This window comes from Rhodoferax sp. GW821-FHT07F03 (assembly GCF_059418745.1).
In genome coordinates this window covers 113,300-128,539 of sequence record NZ_JBWKQM010000014.1, presented here as the reverse complement: position 1 = coordinate 128,539, position 15,240 = coordinate 113,300, and the positions used below count along the sequence as shown (strand labels likewise).

Below are 15,240 nucleotides of genomic sequence, written 5' to 3'. Positions count from 1 at the left end.
GTCCGCGCGCTGGCGGCCGATAAAGTAAGCATGAACGTCTCATCCATCAGCGCAACGTCGTCCTCCGCCTCGTCAGGCAGCGGGACTTCTGACGCCATCGCCAAGCTGCAAAAGCAGATCCAGGCAGTGACGACCGAGCTGAAAAACCTGGCCGCCAGCGACATGGATGCCAAGGCCAAGGAAACCCAAAGCCAGTTGCTGCAGAATGAGATCCAGATGCTGCAGGCGCAAATCGCCGCCCTGCAGCAACAGCGCCAACAAGCTGACGCGCTGAAAATCCAGAAAAGTTCCAAGCCAGACGCAGCCGACGCTGCTGCGCAAGCGCCAACTGCGCCCAAAAAACGTACGCCGGGGCTGGGTGAGTTGATCGACACCTACGCTTGAGGCATATCTGAGGCCCCAGCCTCAGAGCCGATCCCTCAGCAGCGGCTATACAGCGGCGCCAGTCGCGTCAAACACACCTTCAAACAAGGCCGAGCTCAGATAGCGCTCACCCGAATCCGGCAGCACCACGACGATGGTTTTGCCCTCGCTCTCCGGTTTCTTGGCCCAGCGCACAGCAGCGGCCACCGCCGCGCCGCAGGAAATGCCGGACAAGATACCCTCCTCGCGCGCCAACCGCCGCGCATAGTCCAGCGCCTCGTCGTTGCTGACCTGCTCTATGGCATCCACCAGCGACAGGTCCAGCACATCCGGCACAAAGCCCGCGCCTATGCCCTGGATCTTGTGCGGCGCGGGTTTCAGCTCTTCACCGGCGCGCTTTTGCGTCAGCACCGGGCTGGCCGATGGCTCCACGGCCACCGAAATAATGGCCTTGCCCTGGATCTGCTTGATGTAGCGCGACACGCCGGTGATGGTGCCGCCGGTCCCCACGCCCGACACCAGGATGTCGATGCGGCCATCGGTGTCCTGCCATATTTCAGGGCCGGTGGTGGTGGCGTGGATGGCCGGGTTGGCCGGGTTCTGGAACTGCTGCAGCAGCACGTATTTGGGGTCGCTGGCCACTATTTCCTCGGCCTTGGCGATGGCGCCTTTCATGCCCTTGGCGCCCTCGGTCAGCACCAGCTTGGCGCCATAGGCCAGCAGAATCTTGCGCCGCTCAATGCTCATGGTCTCGGGCATGGTCAGGGTGATGGGAATGCCTTTGGCTGCCGCCACAAACGCCAGGGCGATGCCGGTATTGCCACTGGTGGGCTCCACAATTTCCTTGCCGGGGCCTAGCAAACCGCGCTTTTCCGCGTCCCAAATCAGCGCCGCGCCGATACGGCATTTGACCGAATAGGCAGGGTTACGGCCCTCGATCTTGGCCAGCACCGTAGCCTTGGCACCGTCGGTAATGCGCTTGAGGCGGACCAACGGTGTGCGTCCTATGGACAAGGAGTTGTCTGCGTAAATCGCGGTCATGGTGGGCGTGCTCCGTGGTGAAAAAGACCACTTTAGGATCAAAGCGTGGTGGCTCCAACGAAGAAAAAATCAGTTCCATACAAGCTGTATGCATGAGAACCTGACTACGGCCTATTGCCACATCGCTTATGCGTTTTTCCATCTTGAATATCGCCATTCATTCGTTCACAGCATGTAGCGGCATGCCTACAGTCGGCCTCCTCATTACTTCTCTGAGCGAACCACACAATGCCATTCCGTCCCGCCGCAATCATTGCCACCGCACTCGCTGCGACCCTGTTGTCCCACGCCGCAATGGCCGACCAATTGGATGACATCAAGAAAAAAGGCGAGCTGGTCATCGGCGTACTGGGCACCGACGAACCCAACAGCTTTGTCGATGCCAAGACCCGCGAGATCGTCGGCTACGAGGTAGACATCGCCAATGCCATCGCCAAGAAGATCGGCGTCAAGCCAGTCTTCAAACAGCTGGCCGTGGCTGCGCGTATTCCCGAGCTGCAGCAAGGCCGGGTGGACATCCTGGCCGCGTCGCTGACGCATAACAAGGAACGTGAAGCGCAGGTGGACTTTTCTCTCACCACCTTCGTCACCGGCCAGAAGGTGCTGGTGAAGACCGCCAGCGGCATCAACGACCTGCCCCAATTGGGCGGCAAGAAGGTGCTGACCGTGAAGGGCGGAACGCAAGAGCCGAACATCCGCAAGGCCGTGCCTGGCGTGGATGTGGTGACCTTTGAAACCACGCAGCAGGCCTTTCTGGCACTGCAGCAGGGCAAGGGCGTGGGCTATGTGAATGACGAGGCCTCGTTGGTCAACGACTACGCCAAGCTGGGTGCAGCCAAGAAGGACTACGCCATCCTGTCGCAAAGCATCAGCGTGGAGCCCCTGGCCCTGGGTCTGAAGAAAGGCGAAAAGAGCCTGAAGACCACGGTGGACGGCGTGCTGCGTGAACTGGAAAGCTCGGGCGAAGCCGACAAGCTGTTCGTCAAATGGTATGGCCCCGCCACCAAGCTGCAGTTCGACAAGCGCAGCTTCAAGATCGACAGCGACCAAATCTAACCGCGATTTTTCGTGCCTGTCCGCACCACCTCTGCACGGGGTGGTGCGGATTCTTTTTATAGCTGCACATGCTGAATTTTGATCTGAACCTGCTGCTGACCGGCCAGTACCACGATTGGCTGCTCAGTGGCCTCGTGCTGTCACTGCAGTTGGCCAGCATCACCCTGGTGCTGGCGCTGCCGCTGGGCATGGTGGTCGCCCTGCTGCGCCTGTCGCCCTTTCGCTTGCTGCGCAGCCTGGGCTGGCTGTATGTGGAGAGCATCCGCAACGTGCCGCTGTTGGCGCACCTGTTGTTCTGGTACTTCGGCGCACCCGAGTTGCTGCCCGACCCGGTAAAGGAATGGCTGTACGCCGGCAATATCGAGGCGCTGAGCGCCATCGTCGCACTGACGCTGTACACGGCAGCCTATATGGCCGAAAACATACGCAGCGGCATACGCGCCGTACCCACGGTGCAGACCGAGGCCAGCCGCGCACTGGGTTTTGGCTTCATCGCCACCATGCGCCTGGTAGTACTGCCGCAAGCGCTGCGCGTGACCATACCGCCACTGCTGTCGCAAACACTGAACCTGTGGAAGGACACCAGCGTGGCCACCGTCATCGGCGTGGCCGAGATGATGTACCAGGCGGCCAAGGTTGAATCGGCCACCTTTCGCAGCATGGAGGCCTTTGCCTTCACCACCAGCGCCTACCTGGCGGTGGCGCTGCTGATCACCGGCCTGGGCGTCTGGTACCAGCACCGCTACCCGGTGCGTTCCATATAAGCAGGCGACCACAAGCATGTTGGAACTGATACAAACCTACTGGATTTACTTTCTGGTCGGCCAGTACCCGAACGGGCCTCTGGGCGGCCTGGCGCTGACCGTTTCACTGGCGGCGCTGGCGCTGCTGCTGGCCCTGCCGTTGGGGCTGCTGCTGGGCTTGGCGCGCGTCAGCCCCTGGCGCTGGCTGCGCTGGCCCATTACCGCGCTGGTGTTCCTGGTGCGCAGTGTGCCGCTGCTGATGGTGATCTTCTGGGCCTACTTCTTCCTGCCTAGCATCACCGGCCACAAGACCGAGCAGTTCAGCACCATGCTGATGGCGCTGGTGCTGTTCGACGGCGTGTACCTGGCCGAGATCGTGCGGGCCGGTGTGCTTGGCGTGCCCAAGGGGCAGATGGAGAGCGCGCGTTCGCTGGGCTTCAGCTACCTGGCCGCCATGCGCCTGGTGATCCTACCCCAGGGCCTGCGCCACATGCTGCCCTCGCTAGTGAACCAGTTTGTGGACTCTATCAAGGCCACCTCGCTGGGCTACATCATCGGCCTGACCGAGGTGTCCTTTATTGCCGCGCAGATCAATACCCAGGTGTTCACCCAGAGCACCCAGGTCTACACGCTGCTGGCCCTGACTTATTTTGTGCTGTGCTTCGGCCTGTCGCGCTTCGCCTTCTGGCTGGAACGGCGCAGCACCCTCTCTGTGAAAGCAAGCGCATGATCCAGTTCCAACAAGTCCAAAAATGGTATGGCGATTACCACGCGCTGGTAGACGTTTCTGAAACCATAGAACGTGGTGAAGTGGTGGTGGTCTGCGGCCCGTCGGGCTCAGGCAAGTCCACGCTGATACGCACGCTGAACCGGCTGGAGTCCATCCAGTCTGGCCAGATTCTGATCAACGGTGAGGACATCCACCGCCGGGGCGTGGACCTGAACCGCTTTCGCTCCGGCATAGGTTTTGTGTTCCAGCAGTTCAACCTGTTCCCGCATTTGACAGCGCTGCAGAACTGCACACTGGCGCCGGTACGCCTGCGCGGCCTGAGCCCGGCTGCTGCCCGGGAAGAAGCCCTGGCCCTGCTGGACCGCGTGGGCCTGGCGCACAAGGCCGATGCCTACCCCAACGCGTTATCCGGCGGCCAGCAGCAGCGCGTGGCCATCGCCCGCGCCCTGGCCATGCAGCCGCCGCTGATGCTGTTCGACGAACCCACCAGCGCACTCGATCCCGAGATGGTGGGGGAGGTATTGCAAGTCATGCGCGCCCTGGCCAAGGACGGCATGACCATGGTCTGCGTCACGCACGAAATGGGCTTTGCCCGCGAGGTGGCCGACCGCGTGCTGTTCATGGACGCCGGCCGGGTGCTGGAGCGCGCCGACCCGCACAGCTTCTTCAGCCAGCCGCAGCACCCACGCGCCCAGCAGTTCCTGGCCGATATCCGCTCGCCGTATACGCCAGCGTGAGCGGCATATGCACAAGGATTAGCTATTAAATAAATAGCATACTGCACAGGTACTATCTGCGCCAGCGGCACATTTCTCTCGATTAAATCCCGGTCCCGCAGCGCAGATGCAGGCTACACATGCATTCCGCCAATTTATGAGCCCGTATGGGCTATATGCCCCGTGCGCTGATCCCTCACCAGTCCTGCAAGCAACACGTCCACCAAGGTACCGCCGCCTTCCTTCGACCCTCCATTCACAACTACCTCGGGTACCAGTTTCACACCTGCGGAAGCCAGTGCCTGTGCAACCTGCACGATTGCATAGTTGCCGGACTCCATGGAGTCAATCTTCTGCTTGATCACCGTCGCCTCCGCCTGCCCGACCGCCAGCGTTTTGCCGGCTTCGGCCTCGCCGGTTACCCGGATCACCTCTGCGTCCGCGCTGGCATTGATCTTTTTCGCCCGCGCAGCGCCGTCAGCCGTCTTCACGGCGGCCTGGGCAGAGAAGTCGGCAATGGCAACCTTACGCTCAGCGTCTACAACCTGCGCCTGGGTGTTGGCCAGTGCGGTGGCTTGCTCCAGTTGCTGCTTCACGCCCTGGGCTTCCATCTGGGTGTTGTAGGTAACTTTCTCTTGTTCGGCGATCTTGCGATCGGTCAAGGTTTTCATAAGGTCAGCAGGCGGGCTGATATCACCAATCAGGGTCTCCACAGCCCCCACGTCGTAGTCCTTCAATGCGCGGGCAATAGCTTCCTTGGCATCGGCTTGGCGCTCTGTACGCTTCTTCAGAAAGTCGATGACGTCGGAACTCTGCGCAGCATTGCGGAAGTAGTTGCCAATAGTGGGCTCCAGTACCTGTGTCACCAGCGCTTCCATGCTGCCGAAGCGCGCAATGACCTTGGGGGCATCGTTACGCGGAATATGGATGATCTGGCTGACATCCAGGTTGAAGGTGAAACCGTCAGCCGAACGAACCGAAATGGTGGATAGGTTGGCGTCCAGCTTGTGGGCTTCCATTTTGCCGGTCGCCCAGTTCAGTACGACGTTCGCGGTCGGGACCACCCGCACCTTGTGGGTATAGGTATTGACTGCGTATTTTCCTGGATCGAGAACATCTACCCAGACACCTTTCTCACCGCGGCGCACCATATTGGCATGCTTGAATTCGACCCCCGTCACATCGTCACCGGCCTTGCCAACGAATGCGACAACAACGCCGACCGACGCGATAGGCACTTCAGTCATGTCGATGATCTCGACAGTCGCAAACATGGGGTTGATGAAGTAGCGTCCGGCAAGCAATACCTGCTCCTGCAGGCCCTTGGTACCACCGTTGTCCACAAACGCCTGGGGGTCCTGAAACAAGTTGTGGCCGGGCACTTCGGAGCCAGCGATTTCACCGGTCTTCAAGGACGCACCTTCACGTGTCGTCACGATGCCAACCTTGTTGTCTGGCACGTCCTGCACCGCAGCCATGGAAACCTTGAACAACCGTGGATTGATCCGGTATTTGCCTTGCGGAATGATGGTCATTTGGGGGCCACGCTCACCACCTTTACTCATGAAGGCCTGTGCATCTTGGAACGAATCACAGGCAACTTGCTTACCAATAATGCGACCGCCAGACAGCGCCTGCCCATCCCGCGCCTCAACAATACCAATCTTGCCCGGTTCGATCACAGTCATGGTGTCGATGTGCACCGTGAACAGCAAAGTGTTGATACGCCATGCACCAGGCGGAATAACCGACATCTGTACCCCGCGCTCACCGCCATTGACCAGGAACGCACGTGCATCCTGGAAGTTGTCGCACACAACCTGCTTGGCGATCACCCGTCCGTCGGGCAATGGTGTCCCGTCGCAAGCTTCGATGACCGCAATACTGCCATCGGGAACAATCACAAACTTCACCAGTTCGATGGTGTATTGCCAGGGCCACAAGAAAAAATGCAACCCAGGCGCCAGGGTATCGGCTTGCAGGCCCGCCTCCCCCATGAGCGCCACAATTTTTCCTGGAGGCAGTTCCCGGTTGGCGCCAAACAGCACAAATTTTTTGGTGATAGTGCCAATGGAATCGTCAGGCACGATCACCACGCCAAAGAGCCGAAAGGTCCACTTGTAGAACGCAAAGAATGCCAGTATTACGGCAACGGTTAACACGACGCCTATATGGTTAAAAACGACATCACCCATGTCCATATTCATCTTTCTTGGTTGGATTTCTTGAGAGTTTCGGAGCCTTCTGAGACACCCATTCCAGGATGTCTAGATGGACGAAGGTGGATGAACGCAGCTTCGCGGTTCACCCCAAATGGTAGGCCCCCGCTAGAGGGAAAATATCGAGGCTTTGGCAAGCGCTTGGAAAACAGCCTGTACTGACAGGTTTTCAGTGTGCTCTTGCGACTATTCGAATACTTGGCCTGCGGAACGATCATGTGCTGACCTTAGTATGCACAGTTTGCCGCCCTATCCCGTCAGCTCCGGCTCTACCCATCCACCATTTTGAGAAGACCCCGAAGTTCTACTCACACCAACTCAATAGATCGATTAACTATATGAAATAAACAATTTATTCTTTTGAGAAATAATATTTACACCAAATAATCGCCGCTGGTTTGGTTATCAGGCAGGGCTTTTCTCCATGAATTTTCAGCAATTACGCTCCGTGCGCGAGACGGTGCGGCGCGGTTTCAATCTGACCGAAGTGGCCAATGTGCTGCACACCTCGCAGCCCGGCGTGAGCCGCCAGATCCGCGAGTTGGAGGAAGAGCTGGGCATTGAGCTGTTCGTGCGCGCCGGCAAGCGGCTCACCGGGCTGACAGACCCTGGCGGCCATGTGCTGCCCATCATTGAACGCATGCTGCTGGACAGCAATAACCTGCGCCGCGCCGGCGAGGAATACATGTCCCAGCAAAACGGCCAACTGGCCATCGCCGCCACCCATTCCCAGGCCCGCTATGCGCTGCCGGCGGCGGTGCAGGAATTCCGCACGCTGTTCCCCAGCGTGACCTTCCACCTGCACCAGGGCTCGCCCGGCCAGGTGGCAGAAATGCTGCTGTCCGGCGAGGCCGATGTGGGCATTGCCACCGAGGCGCTGGACCAGTATGAAGAGCTGGTGGTGCTGCCCTGCTACCGCTGGACGCACTCGGTCATCGTGCCACCCGGTCACCCGCTGCTGGACGCACCGCTGACGCTGGAGCGCCTGGCCGCCTACCCGCTGATCACCTACGACAACGGCTTTACCGGCCGCACGCGCATCAACGACGCGTTCGCCCAGCAGCAACTGACGCCGCACATCGCCCTGGCCGCCATGGATGCCGACGTCATCAAAACCTATGTAGAGCTGGGCATGGGCGTGGGCATCGTGGCGTCCATCGCCTTCGAGGCAGAACGCGACCTGTCGCTGCGCGCCATCGACGCGGGCGAGCTGTTCGGCATCAACCTGACCAAGCTGGCGGTGCGCCGGGGCAGCTATCTGCGCAGCTATGTGTACGCCTTCATCGCCTCATTTGCTCCCACGCTGACGCGGGAGGTGGTGGAACAGGCACTGGGCCAGAACAACTTCGCCGGCTGATCTCCGTTGGCCCGCGAGCCGCGAGTACCCTAGCGGCCCATACTGTTTACGGCTTGCCGTTAGTATCGGCTGCATTCGGGTTACTACTTAGTCAAGCCCGCTACCCATGCCCTCGGCCGCGCTGCGGGGCCTCCTGATTTCGCCCATGTCCGACCTGTCGTCCACCTCACCCACGGCACACACAGCCGCCATCAGCCAACCCAAAAGCCACGAGGTGCTGGCGCTAGTAGCCATCCTGCTGGGCGTGGTGCTCAGCGCGCTGGACACCGCCATCGCCAACACCGCCCTGCCGGCCATCGCGGCGGACTTGCACGCGCCGGCGGCCAACTCCATCTGGATCATCAACGCATACCAACTGGCGGTAGTGGCGACCCTGCTGCCGTTTGCCGCCCTGGGCGACCTGGTGGGGCCACGGCGCATCTTCATCGGCGGCCTGACGCTGTTTACCGCCGCTTCGCTGGCCTGCGCGTTTGCCAGCACCCTGCCCCAGCTGGCTTTTGCGCGCGCCTTGCAGGGCGTGGGCGGCGCCGGGGTGATGAGCGTGAACATCGCGCTGATACGGCTGATCTACCCGCCCGCACGCCTGGGCCGTGGTGTGGGCATGAACGCGCTGGTGGTCGGCGTAGGCTTCACCCTGGGCCCGGCGGTGGCATCGCTGGTGCTAGCGGTGGCGTCCTGGCCCTGGCTGTTTGCCATCAATGTGCCGCTTGGCCTGCTGGCCCTGGCGTTTGCGTTCACTTCGCTGCCGCAATCGCCCCGGCGTGGCCATGGCTTTGACCCCTTGGCCGCCGCGCTGACCGCCGTGACCTTCTCGGCGCTGATCTTCGCCTTGGGCTCAGCCGCCCAGCGTGAGGCAGCGACGGTGGTGTTGCCGCCCCTGGGCCTAAGCCTGGTCACCGGCCTGCTGCTGTTGCGGCGCCAGGCCGGCCACCCCGCACCCATGCTGCCGGTGGATCTGTTCCGCCGGCCGATGTTTGCGCTGTCCACCATTACCGCCATGGCGTCTTTCGCGGCCCAGGGCCTGGCCTTTGTGTCGCTACCTTTCTACTTTGAAGAGGTGCTGCACCGCAACCCGATCGACACCGGCTTTCTGATGATGTCCTGGCCAGTGATCGTGGCACTGGCCGCGCCGATAGCGGGCCGCATGTCTGACCGCTACCCGCCGGGCCTGCTGGGCGGCGTGGGCCTGGCGCTGCTAACCCTGGGCATGGCGTCGCTGGCGCTGCTGCCGGACAACCCGCACACGCTTGACATCGTGCTGCGCATGGCACTCTGCGGTGCGGGTTTTGGCTTCTTCCAGTCACCCAACCTGAAGGCTCTGATGTCCAGCGCGCCACCCGAGCGCAGCGGCGGCGCCAGCGGCGTGATCGGCATGGCGCGGCTGCTGGGCCAGACTGTCGGTGCCGCCCTGGTGGCCTTGTGCTTCAGCCTGGCCGGCATGCAAGGCTCCACCTGGGCACTGTCGTTGGGCGCCGCATCAGCCGGCCTGGCGTCCATCGCCAGCTTTGCCCGACTGTGGGCTCGCTGAAACGACGCGATTACTAGACCGCTAACGGGACCGGCGTATAGCCCGCGTCGCTGATGGCCTCCCGCAGGGCCTGCACATCGGCTTCGCGGCTCTCAATGTCCACGCGGTGCGCCGACAGATCGATATGCACCTGGGCGGCCTGGTCGGTGGCCTGCACGGCCTTGGTGATGGTGCTGGCGCAGTGGCCGCAGGTCATGTCTTGGACTTCGAAGCTGATCATGGAATGTTCCTCGTTAGTGGATAGATGGGCATACTGTGGACCTTCACACGATGGCAAGGTCAAGCCGGATTTTTCAGTAACCGCCCTGGCTGCATTGATTTCCTGAACAAATCCTTGACATTGCCATGGTGGGAAGCTTCAACATGAAGCCGATTCCACCACACACAAGCACCATGTCTTCCACCCTAGCAGCCCCCCTTCAACTCGGCATTGCCGGCATGAGCTGCGCATCCTGCGTATCGCGGGTGGAAAAAGCCCTCAAAGCCGTGCCGGGCGTACACGAGGCCAGCGTCAACCTGGCCACCGAACAAGCCTCGGTGCAGGCCGACGCCACGGTAGGCACCGCCACGCTGGCAGCGGCCGTGCAGCGTGCCGGCTATGCGGTGCAAACCACCGAAAGCAGCCTGCAGATTGAAGGCATGAGCTGCGCGTCCTGCGTGGGCCGGGTCGAGAAAGCCTTGCTGAAGCTGCCCGGCGTGCTGTCCGCCTCGGTGAATCTGGCCACGGAGAAAGCCACCGTACAGGCCCTGTCCAGCGTGACGCCAGCGGCGCTGAAAGCCGCCATCGCCAAAGCCGGTTACACCGCCAAAGACCTGGCCGCACCCGCACCTGCCAGGCGACTGCCGGACTGGTGGCCGGTAGCCGTCGCCACGGTACTCACCCTGCCCCTGGTCTTGCCCATGCTGCTCGGCTGGCTGGGCATAGATGCCATGCTGGACGGCTGGACCCAGTGGGCGCTGGCCACGCCGGTGCAGTTCTGGCTGGGCGCACGCTTTTACCGTGCCGGCTGGGGTGCTTTGCGCGCGCGCACCGGCAATATGGACCTGCTGGTGGCGCTGGGTACCAGCAGCGCCTATGGCCTGTCGGTTTACCTGCTGTTCCAGCATGCGGGCCACGGCATGCCGCACCTGTACTTTGAAGCCTCGGCCGCCGTCATCACCCTGGTGTTGCTGGGCAAATGGCTGGAGGGCCGGGCCAAGCGGCAGACCGCCGACGCCATCCGTGCGCTGAATGCGCTGCGCCCCGCCACGGCCCGGGTGCAGCGCGGCACCGAGCTGCTGGAGCTGCCGGTAAACCAACTGGTGCTGGGCGATCGGGTGCTGGTGCGCCCCGGCGAACGCATTGCCGTGGATGGCGAGGTAGTCGAGGGCAGCAGCCATGTGGACGAGTCGCTGATCACCGGCGAAAGCCGCCCCCTAGCCAAAACCGTGGGCGACCATGTCACCGGCGGCGCCATCAACGCCGAGGGCGCGCTGACGCTAGCCACCCGGGCCCTGGGTGCGGAAACGCGGCTGGCCCGCATCATCCGCCTGGTGGAATCTGCCCAGGCAGCCAAGGCACCGATCCAGCGCACAGTGGACAAAGTCAGCGCGGTGTTTGTGCCCGTGGTGCTGGGCATTGCGCTGCTGACATTGGTGGGCTGGCTGCTGGTGGGCGCCGACGCGTCCCAAGCGATTCTGAACGCTGTGGCGGTGCTGGTGATTGCCTGCCCCTGCGCGCTGGGCCTGGCCACACCCACGGCCATCATGGCGGGCACCGGTGTGGCCGCGCGGCACGGCATTCTGATCAAGGACGCGGAAGCACTGGAGGTGGCCCACGCTGTCACCACCGTCACTTTCGACAAGACCGGCACTCTGACCCAGGGCCAGCCCTCTGTGGTGGCGGTGCTGCCCGCCACCGGCCAGAGCCGCGACGAGGTATTGACCCTGGCCGCCGCCTTGCAGCACAGTAGCGAACATCCGCTAGCCCGCGCGGTAGACCGCCTGGCACAGACCGAGCAATTGCCGGTGCCCGCTGCCCAACAGGCCCGCGCGCTGCCGGGGCGCGGGGTCGAAGCCGTGGTGGACGGGCAGCTGTACCAGCTGGGCAGCAGCCGCCTGCTGCAAGGGCTGGACTTAGGCCCCTTGGCGGCACAGGCCCAAGGCCTGGAAGCGGAAGGACGCACTATTTCCTGGCTGCTGCGCCAAGACAGCACACCTACATTGCTGGGCCTGCTGGCCTTTGGTGATGCCATCAAACCCACGGCCCGTGCGGCGGTGGCCCGCCTGCATGCCCAGGGCATCGCCACGGTGATGCTGACCGGCGACAACCGCGGCAGCGCCGAAGCCGTGGGTCAGGCGCTGGGCATACAGCAGGTGCAGGCCGAGGTGTTGCCCGCCGACAAGGCCACCGCCGTGCAAACCCTGCGCACCGCTGGCCAGGTAGTGGCCATGGTGGGCGACGGCATCAACGACGCACCGGCCCTGGCCACGGCCGACGTGGGCATCGCCATGTCCACCGGCACCGATGTGGCCATGGAAACGGCCGGCATCACCCTGATGCATGGCGACCCCGGCCTGGTGGCCGACGCGCTGGACATTTCGCGGCGCACCTATGCCACCATCCGGCGCGGTCTGTTCTGGGCTTTTGCCTACAACGTGGTCGGCATACCGCTGGCGGCCCTGGGCTGGCTGAACCCGGTGGTGGCTGGCGCTGCCATGGCCCTAAGCAGCGTGAGTGTGGTCGCCAACGCCCTGCTGCTGAGCCGCTGGCGGCCCGCTGCATCCACGGAGAAAAAAGCATGAATACAGCCATCGCAATGAACATCGGCATGGCCGCCAAGGCCTCGGGCGTGTCGGCCAAGATGATCCGCCACTACGAGCAAGTAGGCCTGCTGCCCGAACCCAACCGTACCGAGGCCGGCTACCGCCAGTTCAGCGAGGCCGAGGTGCACACCCTGCAGTTCATCCGTCGGGCGCGCGACCTGGGGTTCTCGATCGCGCAGATCGGCGAACTTGTAGGCCTGTGGCAGAACCGCAAGCGCCCTAGCCGCCAGGTCAAGGCCCTGGCCCAGGCGCATATCCAGGAGCTGGAACAAAAAGCCCAGGAACTGCTGGCCATGAAAGCCACGCTGGAGCACCTGGTGCACTGCTGCCATGGCGACGACCGGCCCGAATGCCCCATCCTGGAGCAGCTGGACAAAGGCTAAATTTCTACAAGCTTTTTAAGCCTCTAGCGCAGGTATTACTTGCGCCAGTAGCTACAAAATTGATTGCACCAGGAAGCCCATCAAGCGCTGCACAGCCGCGATCCTCGGCACACTGTCCTACAAAAAATACCCAATCCTGCTGATGGAACTTTGGAGCACCGGGTTGCACTATCCAGTGTCATTTGTAAATATCTGTATATGCGCACTAATCCACGCACCGAATTCCACGTTAAACGCTCGTTTGCCGATGGCATCAGTCACCCGGCCAGCCTGGCCATCGCACTGGCGGTGTTGATGGCGGCCTTGATAGGCTTGCTATGGGCACTCTGGTGGCCACTGGGTGCGAGCCTGGCATGGGCCTGCTTCCATGCATCGCTGAGCCCCTTGCAGTATGCGGAAACCCAGCACATGGTGGGCGCCTTGCTGGTGGCCGCCGTGGTAGTGGGCGTGGGCACCATGTTCGGCCCCGTGGCCGCTGGCTTTACCAGCCTCACCTTGCTGCTGCCGCTGGGACTGGCCGGCTTGGGTTTACGCGGCGAGCCTGCCGATGCGGCCTATCCGTCCAGTCTTTAACCGTTCAAACGCGCCACGCCATTCACAATCTTCACCCGGTCGCCAGGGCGCACGCTCTGTTCAGACTGGTGCAGCGTGCGGGTCGATCCGTCATCCAGGCGCACCACCACTTCGTAGCTGTGCGTGGCCTTGACCTGGCCTTCAATATGGTTGCCCGCAAACGCGCCACCCAAAGCACCTAGCACCGTCGCTACGTCGCGACCACGGCCACCGCCGACCTGGTGGCCCAGCACACCACCGACCACGGCACCACCCACAGCACCCACGCCGCTGCCTTGTGCTGGCGTAGTCACTTCACGGGCCGATTCCACCACACCACAGTCGCCGCAGCGCTGTGCCACCGCCACGGGTTGAACAGCAGGGCGCGGGGTCGCATGCTGCACCACCGGCTTGGCCACGGGGGTCATGTTCTGTGCCGATGTTTGCACCGGAGGCGCCACCACCACGGGTGGGTTCGTCTGGGCCAGCTCACTCATCTCGGCATTCTTGGCAGTGGAGGAAGGCAACCAGCCCAGAATGGCGGCGGTGCCGACTGCGCAGACCATCACCACAGCGGCGCAGGCCACCAGGATCATGGGGTGGAGACGGGATTTGGAAACAGCGTCCAGGGGCGTATTCATAACGATCACCTTTGTTTTTGATTGTTGACGGGCCAAGCTTGCACAAGGCATGAAAAGCTATTTGGATAACGCAGCCCTTGTCTGTAAAGATGACACGAAACCGGCCTTGGCGGGTAACAGTGATTGTTACAAGTTCACCCTGGCAAGGTTTGCAGCCAGGTTTTGTCCCCGCAAACGAAGCTGAGATGCATCCAAAGCGCCACCTGCTGCGCACCCCTGCCATGCCCTTTATTACGCTTTTTACGTTCAGTGGCGCGGCCCGCATAACGCGCCGTTTCCATCTGCTAGCTGCGGAGTGCTGCGACCCTAGCCCACTTACACATCAAAGTGCCCTAGGCGCCTGGCAGCTTGCCGTGCGGCGTCCAGCAAGGAGGCCGGATCCGGGCCATCCCAGGCAGCACTCAAATAATCCTTGTGGCCGATGAGTGTCAGCACGGCCACGAGCTGCCGCTCCAGACCATACACCGGCGTGCTGAACGCGCTGATGCCAGGCTGGGTGTTTCCATCAGACCGGGTCATGCCATGGGCTTGCAGGTCCGCCGCAATGTGTACCCGCTCACTCTCAAAATCCAGCGGCGTGCCGGGCGCGCTCAGCAAAACCTCCACCGGATGGTTCAAGGCTGCGGCAATCTTGTCACGTGGCAGTACGCCCGCAAACACGCGACCGGTCGCCGAACCCAGCAAGGACACCACCGAGCCCGGCCGCAGAGCAATATGCAAAGGCCGGCGCGCCTCCACCATCCGAACCACGGTTGGCCCCAGATTGCCCCATACGGACACGGCTACCGCATGCCCCGTGGCCTGGGCCAGCGACTCGGCTGCATCGTTGACCGGCCGCATGGGCTCCAGTTGGTGCAAATAGGTCAGCCCTAGCTGGAGCGCAGCCGGCCCAAGGGCATACAGCCCGTCGGCACGGCGTTGCTCCACCAGTCCCAACTTGGCAAAACTGACCAAATAAGGGTGGGCCCGCGAAGCTGGCAGGCCAGCCTGAGCGGCCAGGTCCTTGAGCGTCATGGGCGACGCATTCTCGGCCAGGGCCAGTAGCAAGCGGCCACCCACCTCAATCGACTGTACGGCGCGTTGCTCTCGAGGTTCCTGCATGGTGG

General features: G+C 62.3%; 15 protein-coding genes. 10 read left to right on the top strand and 5 right to left on the bottom strand.

Going from position 1 to position 15,240, the window contains the following annotated elements; all coding sequences use genetic code 11:
• The first annotated feature begins 30 nt into the window (after positions 1 to 30).
• Positions 31 to 384, top strand: coding sequence for a FlxA-like family protein (locus tag AC07R0_RS21180; protein WP_495106335.1), 354 nt, complete (start codon positions 31 to 33; stop codon positions 382 to 384).
• Between the two features lie 45 nt (positions 385 to 429).
• On the opposite strand, the gene cysK is transcribed toward AC07R0_RS21180, so the two are convergent.
• Positions 430 to 1,404: a cysteine synthase A gene (gene cysK / locus AC07R0_RS21175; RefSeq protein ID WP_495106334.1), complete on the bottom strand. Its 975-nt coding sequence runs from the start codon at positions 1,402 to 1,404 to the stop codon at positions 430 to 432.
• A gap of 228 nt (positions 1,405 to 1,632) precedes the next feature.
• Between cysK and AC07R0_RS21170 the strand changes: the two genes are divergently transcribed.
• The 4 genes from AC07R0_RS21170 to AC07R0_RS21155 all read left to right on the top strand — a co-directional run bounded on the left by AC07R0_RS21170 (position 1,633) and on the right by AC07R0_RS21155 (position 4,670).
• Positions 1,633 to 2,460 (top strand): ABC transporter substrate-binding protein, encoded by an 828-nt coding sequence (locus AC07R0_RS21170; RefSeq protein WP_495106333.1) that lies wholly within the window; start codon positions 1,633 to 1,635, stop codon positions 2,458 to 2,460.
• Positions 2,461 to 2,528: 68 nt separating this feature from the next.
• Complete coding sequence (locus AC07R0_RS21165) at positions 2,529 to 3,224, top strand: amino acid ABC transporter permease (protein ID WP_495097763.1); 696 nt, start codon at positions 2,529 to 2,531, stop codon at positions 3,222 to 3,224.
• Positions 3,225 to 3,240: 16 nt separating this feature from the next.
• On the top strand, positions 3,241 to 3,933 hold the full coding sequence (locus AC07R0_RS21160; RefSeq protein WP_495097764.1) for an amino acid ABC transporter permease: 693 nt from the start codon (positions 3,241 to 3,243) through the stop codon (positions 3,931 to 3,933).
• The gene (locus tag AC07R0_RS21155; protein WP_495106332.1) at positions 3,930 to 4,670 is read left to right on the top strand and encodes an amino acid ABC transporter ATP-binding protein; all 741 of its coding nucleotides are present in this window, start codon (positions 3,930 to 3,932) and stop codon (positions 4,668 to 4,670) included. The genes AC07R0_RS21160 and AC07R0_RS21155 overlap by 4 nt, the downstream gene beginning before the upstream one ends.
• A 134-nt stretch (positions 4,671 to 4,804) precedes the next feature.
• Here the strand turns inward: AC07R0_RS21155 and AC07R0_RS21150 are convergent, their stop codons facing one another.
• A complete protein-coding gene (locus AC07R0_RS21150; RefSeq protein ID WP_495106331.1) occupies positions 4,805 to 6,850 on the bottom strand; it encodes an SPFH domain-containing protein in 2,046 nt (681 codons plus the stop codon).
• Between the two features lie 442 nt (positions 6,851 to 7,292).
• Between AC07R0_RS21150 and AC07R0_RS21145 the strand changes: the two genes are divergently transcribed.
• Both AC07R0_RS21145 and AC07R0_RS21140 read left to right on the top strand, forming a co-directional pair.
• A complete protein-coding gene (locus AC07R0_RS21145; protein ID WP_495106330.1) occupies positions 7,293 to 8,225 on the top strand; it encodes a CysB family HTH-type transcriptional regulator in 933 nt (310 codons plus the stop codon).
• A gap of 106 nt (positions 8,226 to 8,331) precedes the next feature.
• Positions 8,332 to 9,753: an MFS transporter gene (locus AC07R0_RS21140; protein ID WP_495106329.1), complete on the top strand. Its 1,422-nt coding sequence runs from the start codon at positions 8,332 to 8,334 to the stop codon at positions 9,751 to 9,753.
• Positions 9,754 to 9,766: 13 nt separating this feature from the next.
• On the opposite strand, the gene AC07R0_RS21135 is transcribed toward AC07R0_RS21140, so the two are convergent.
• Positions 9,767 to 9,973: a heavy-metal-associated domain-containing protein gene (locus tag AC07R0_RS21135; protein ID WP_495106328.1), complete on the bottom strand. Its 207-nt coding sequence runs from the start codon at positions 9,971 to 9,973 to the stop codon at positions 9,767 to 9,769.
• Between the two features lie 173 nt (positions 9,974 to 10,146).
• Between AC07R0_RS21135 and AC07R0_RS21130 the strand changes: the two genes are divergently transcribed.
• The 3 genes from AC07R0_RS21130 (at position 10,147) to AC07R0_RS21120 (ending at position 13,514) form a co-directional block, all read left to right on the top strand.
• Positions 10,147 to 12,537, top strand: a complete 2,391-nt coding sequence (locus AC07R0_RS21130) for a heavy metal translocating P-type ATPase (protein WP_495106327.1) — start codon at positions 10,147 to 10,149, stop codon at positions 12,535 to 12,537.
• Positions 12,538 to 12,551: 14 nt separating this feature from the next.
• Positions 12,552 to 12,941 (top strand): Cu(I)-responsive transcriptional regulator, encoded by a 390-nt coding sequence (gene cueR / locus AC07R0_RS21125; RefSeq protein ID WP_495097896.1) that lies wholly within the window; start codon positions 12,552 to 12,554, stop codon positions 12,939 to 12,941.
• A gap of 198 nt (positions 12,942 to 13,139) precedes the next feature.
• The gene (locus AC07R0_RS21120; RefSeq protein WP_495106326.1) at positions 13,140 to 13,514 is read left to right on the top strand and encodes a hypothetical protein; all 375 of its coding nucleotides are present in this window, start codon (positions 13,140 to 13,142) and stop codon (positions 13,512 to 13,514) included.
• On the opposite strand, the gene AC07R0_RS21115 is transcribed toward AC07R0_RS21120, so the two are convergent.
• Positions 13,511 to 14,134 (bottom strand): outer membrane lipoprotein, encoded by a 624-nt coding sequence (locus AC07R0_RS21115; RefSeq protein ID WP_495106325.1) that lies wholly within the window; start codon positions 14,132 to 14,134, stop codon positions 13,511 to 13,513. The two genes, AC07R0_RS21120 and AC07R0_RS21115, sit on opposite strands and share 4 nt — an antisense overlap.
• Before the next feature lie 315 nt (positions 14,135 to 14,449).
• Entirely contained in the window at positions 14,450 to 15,235 is a 786-nt protein-coding gene (locus AC07R0_RS21110; protein WP_495106324.1) for an IclR family transcriptional regulator, read from the bottom strand.
• Positions 15,236 to 15,240: the final 5 nt, after the last annotated feature.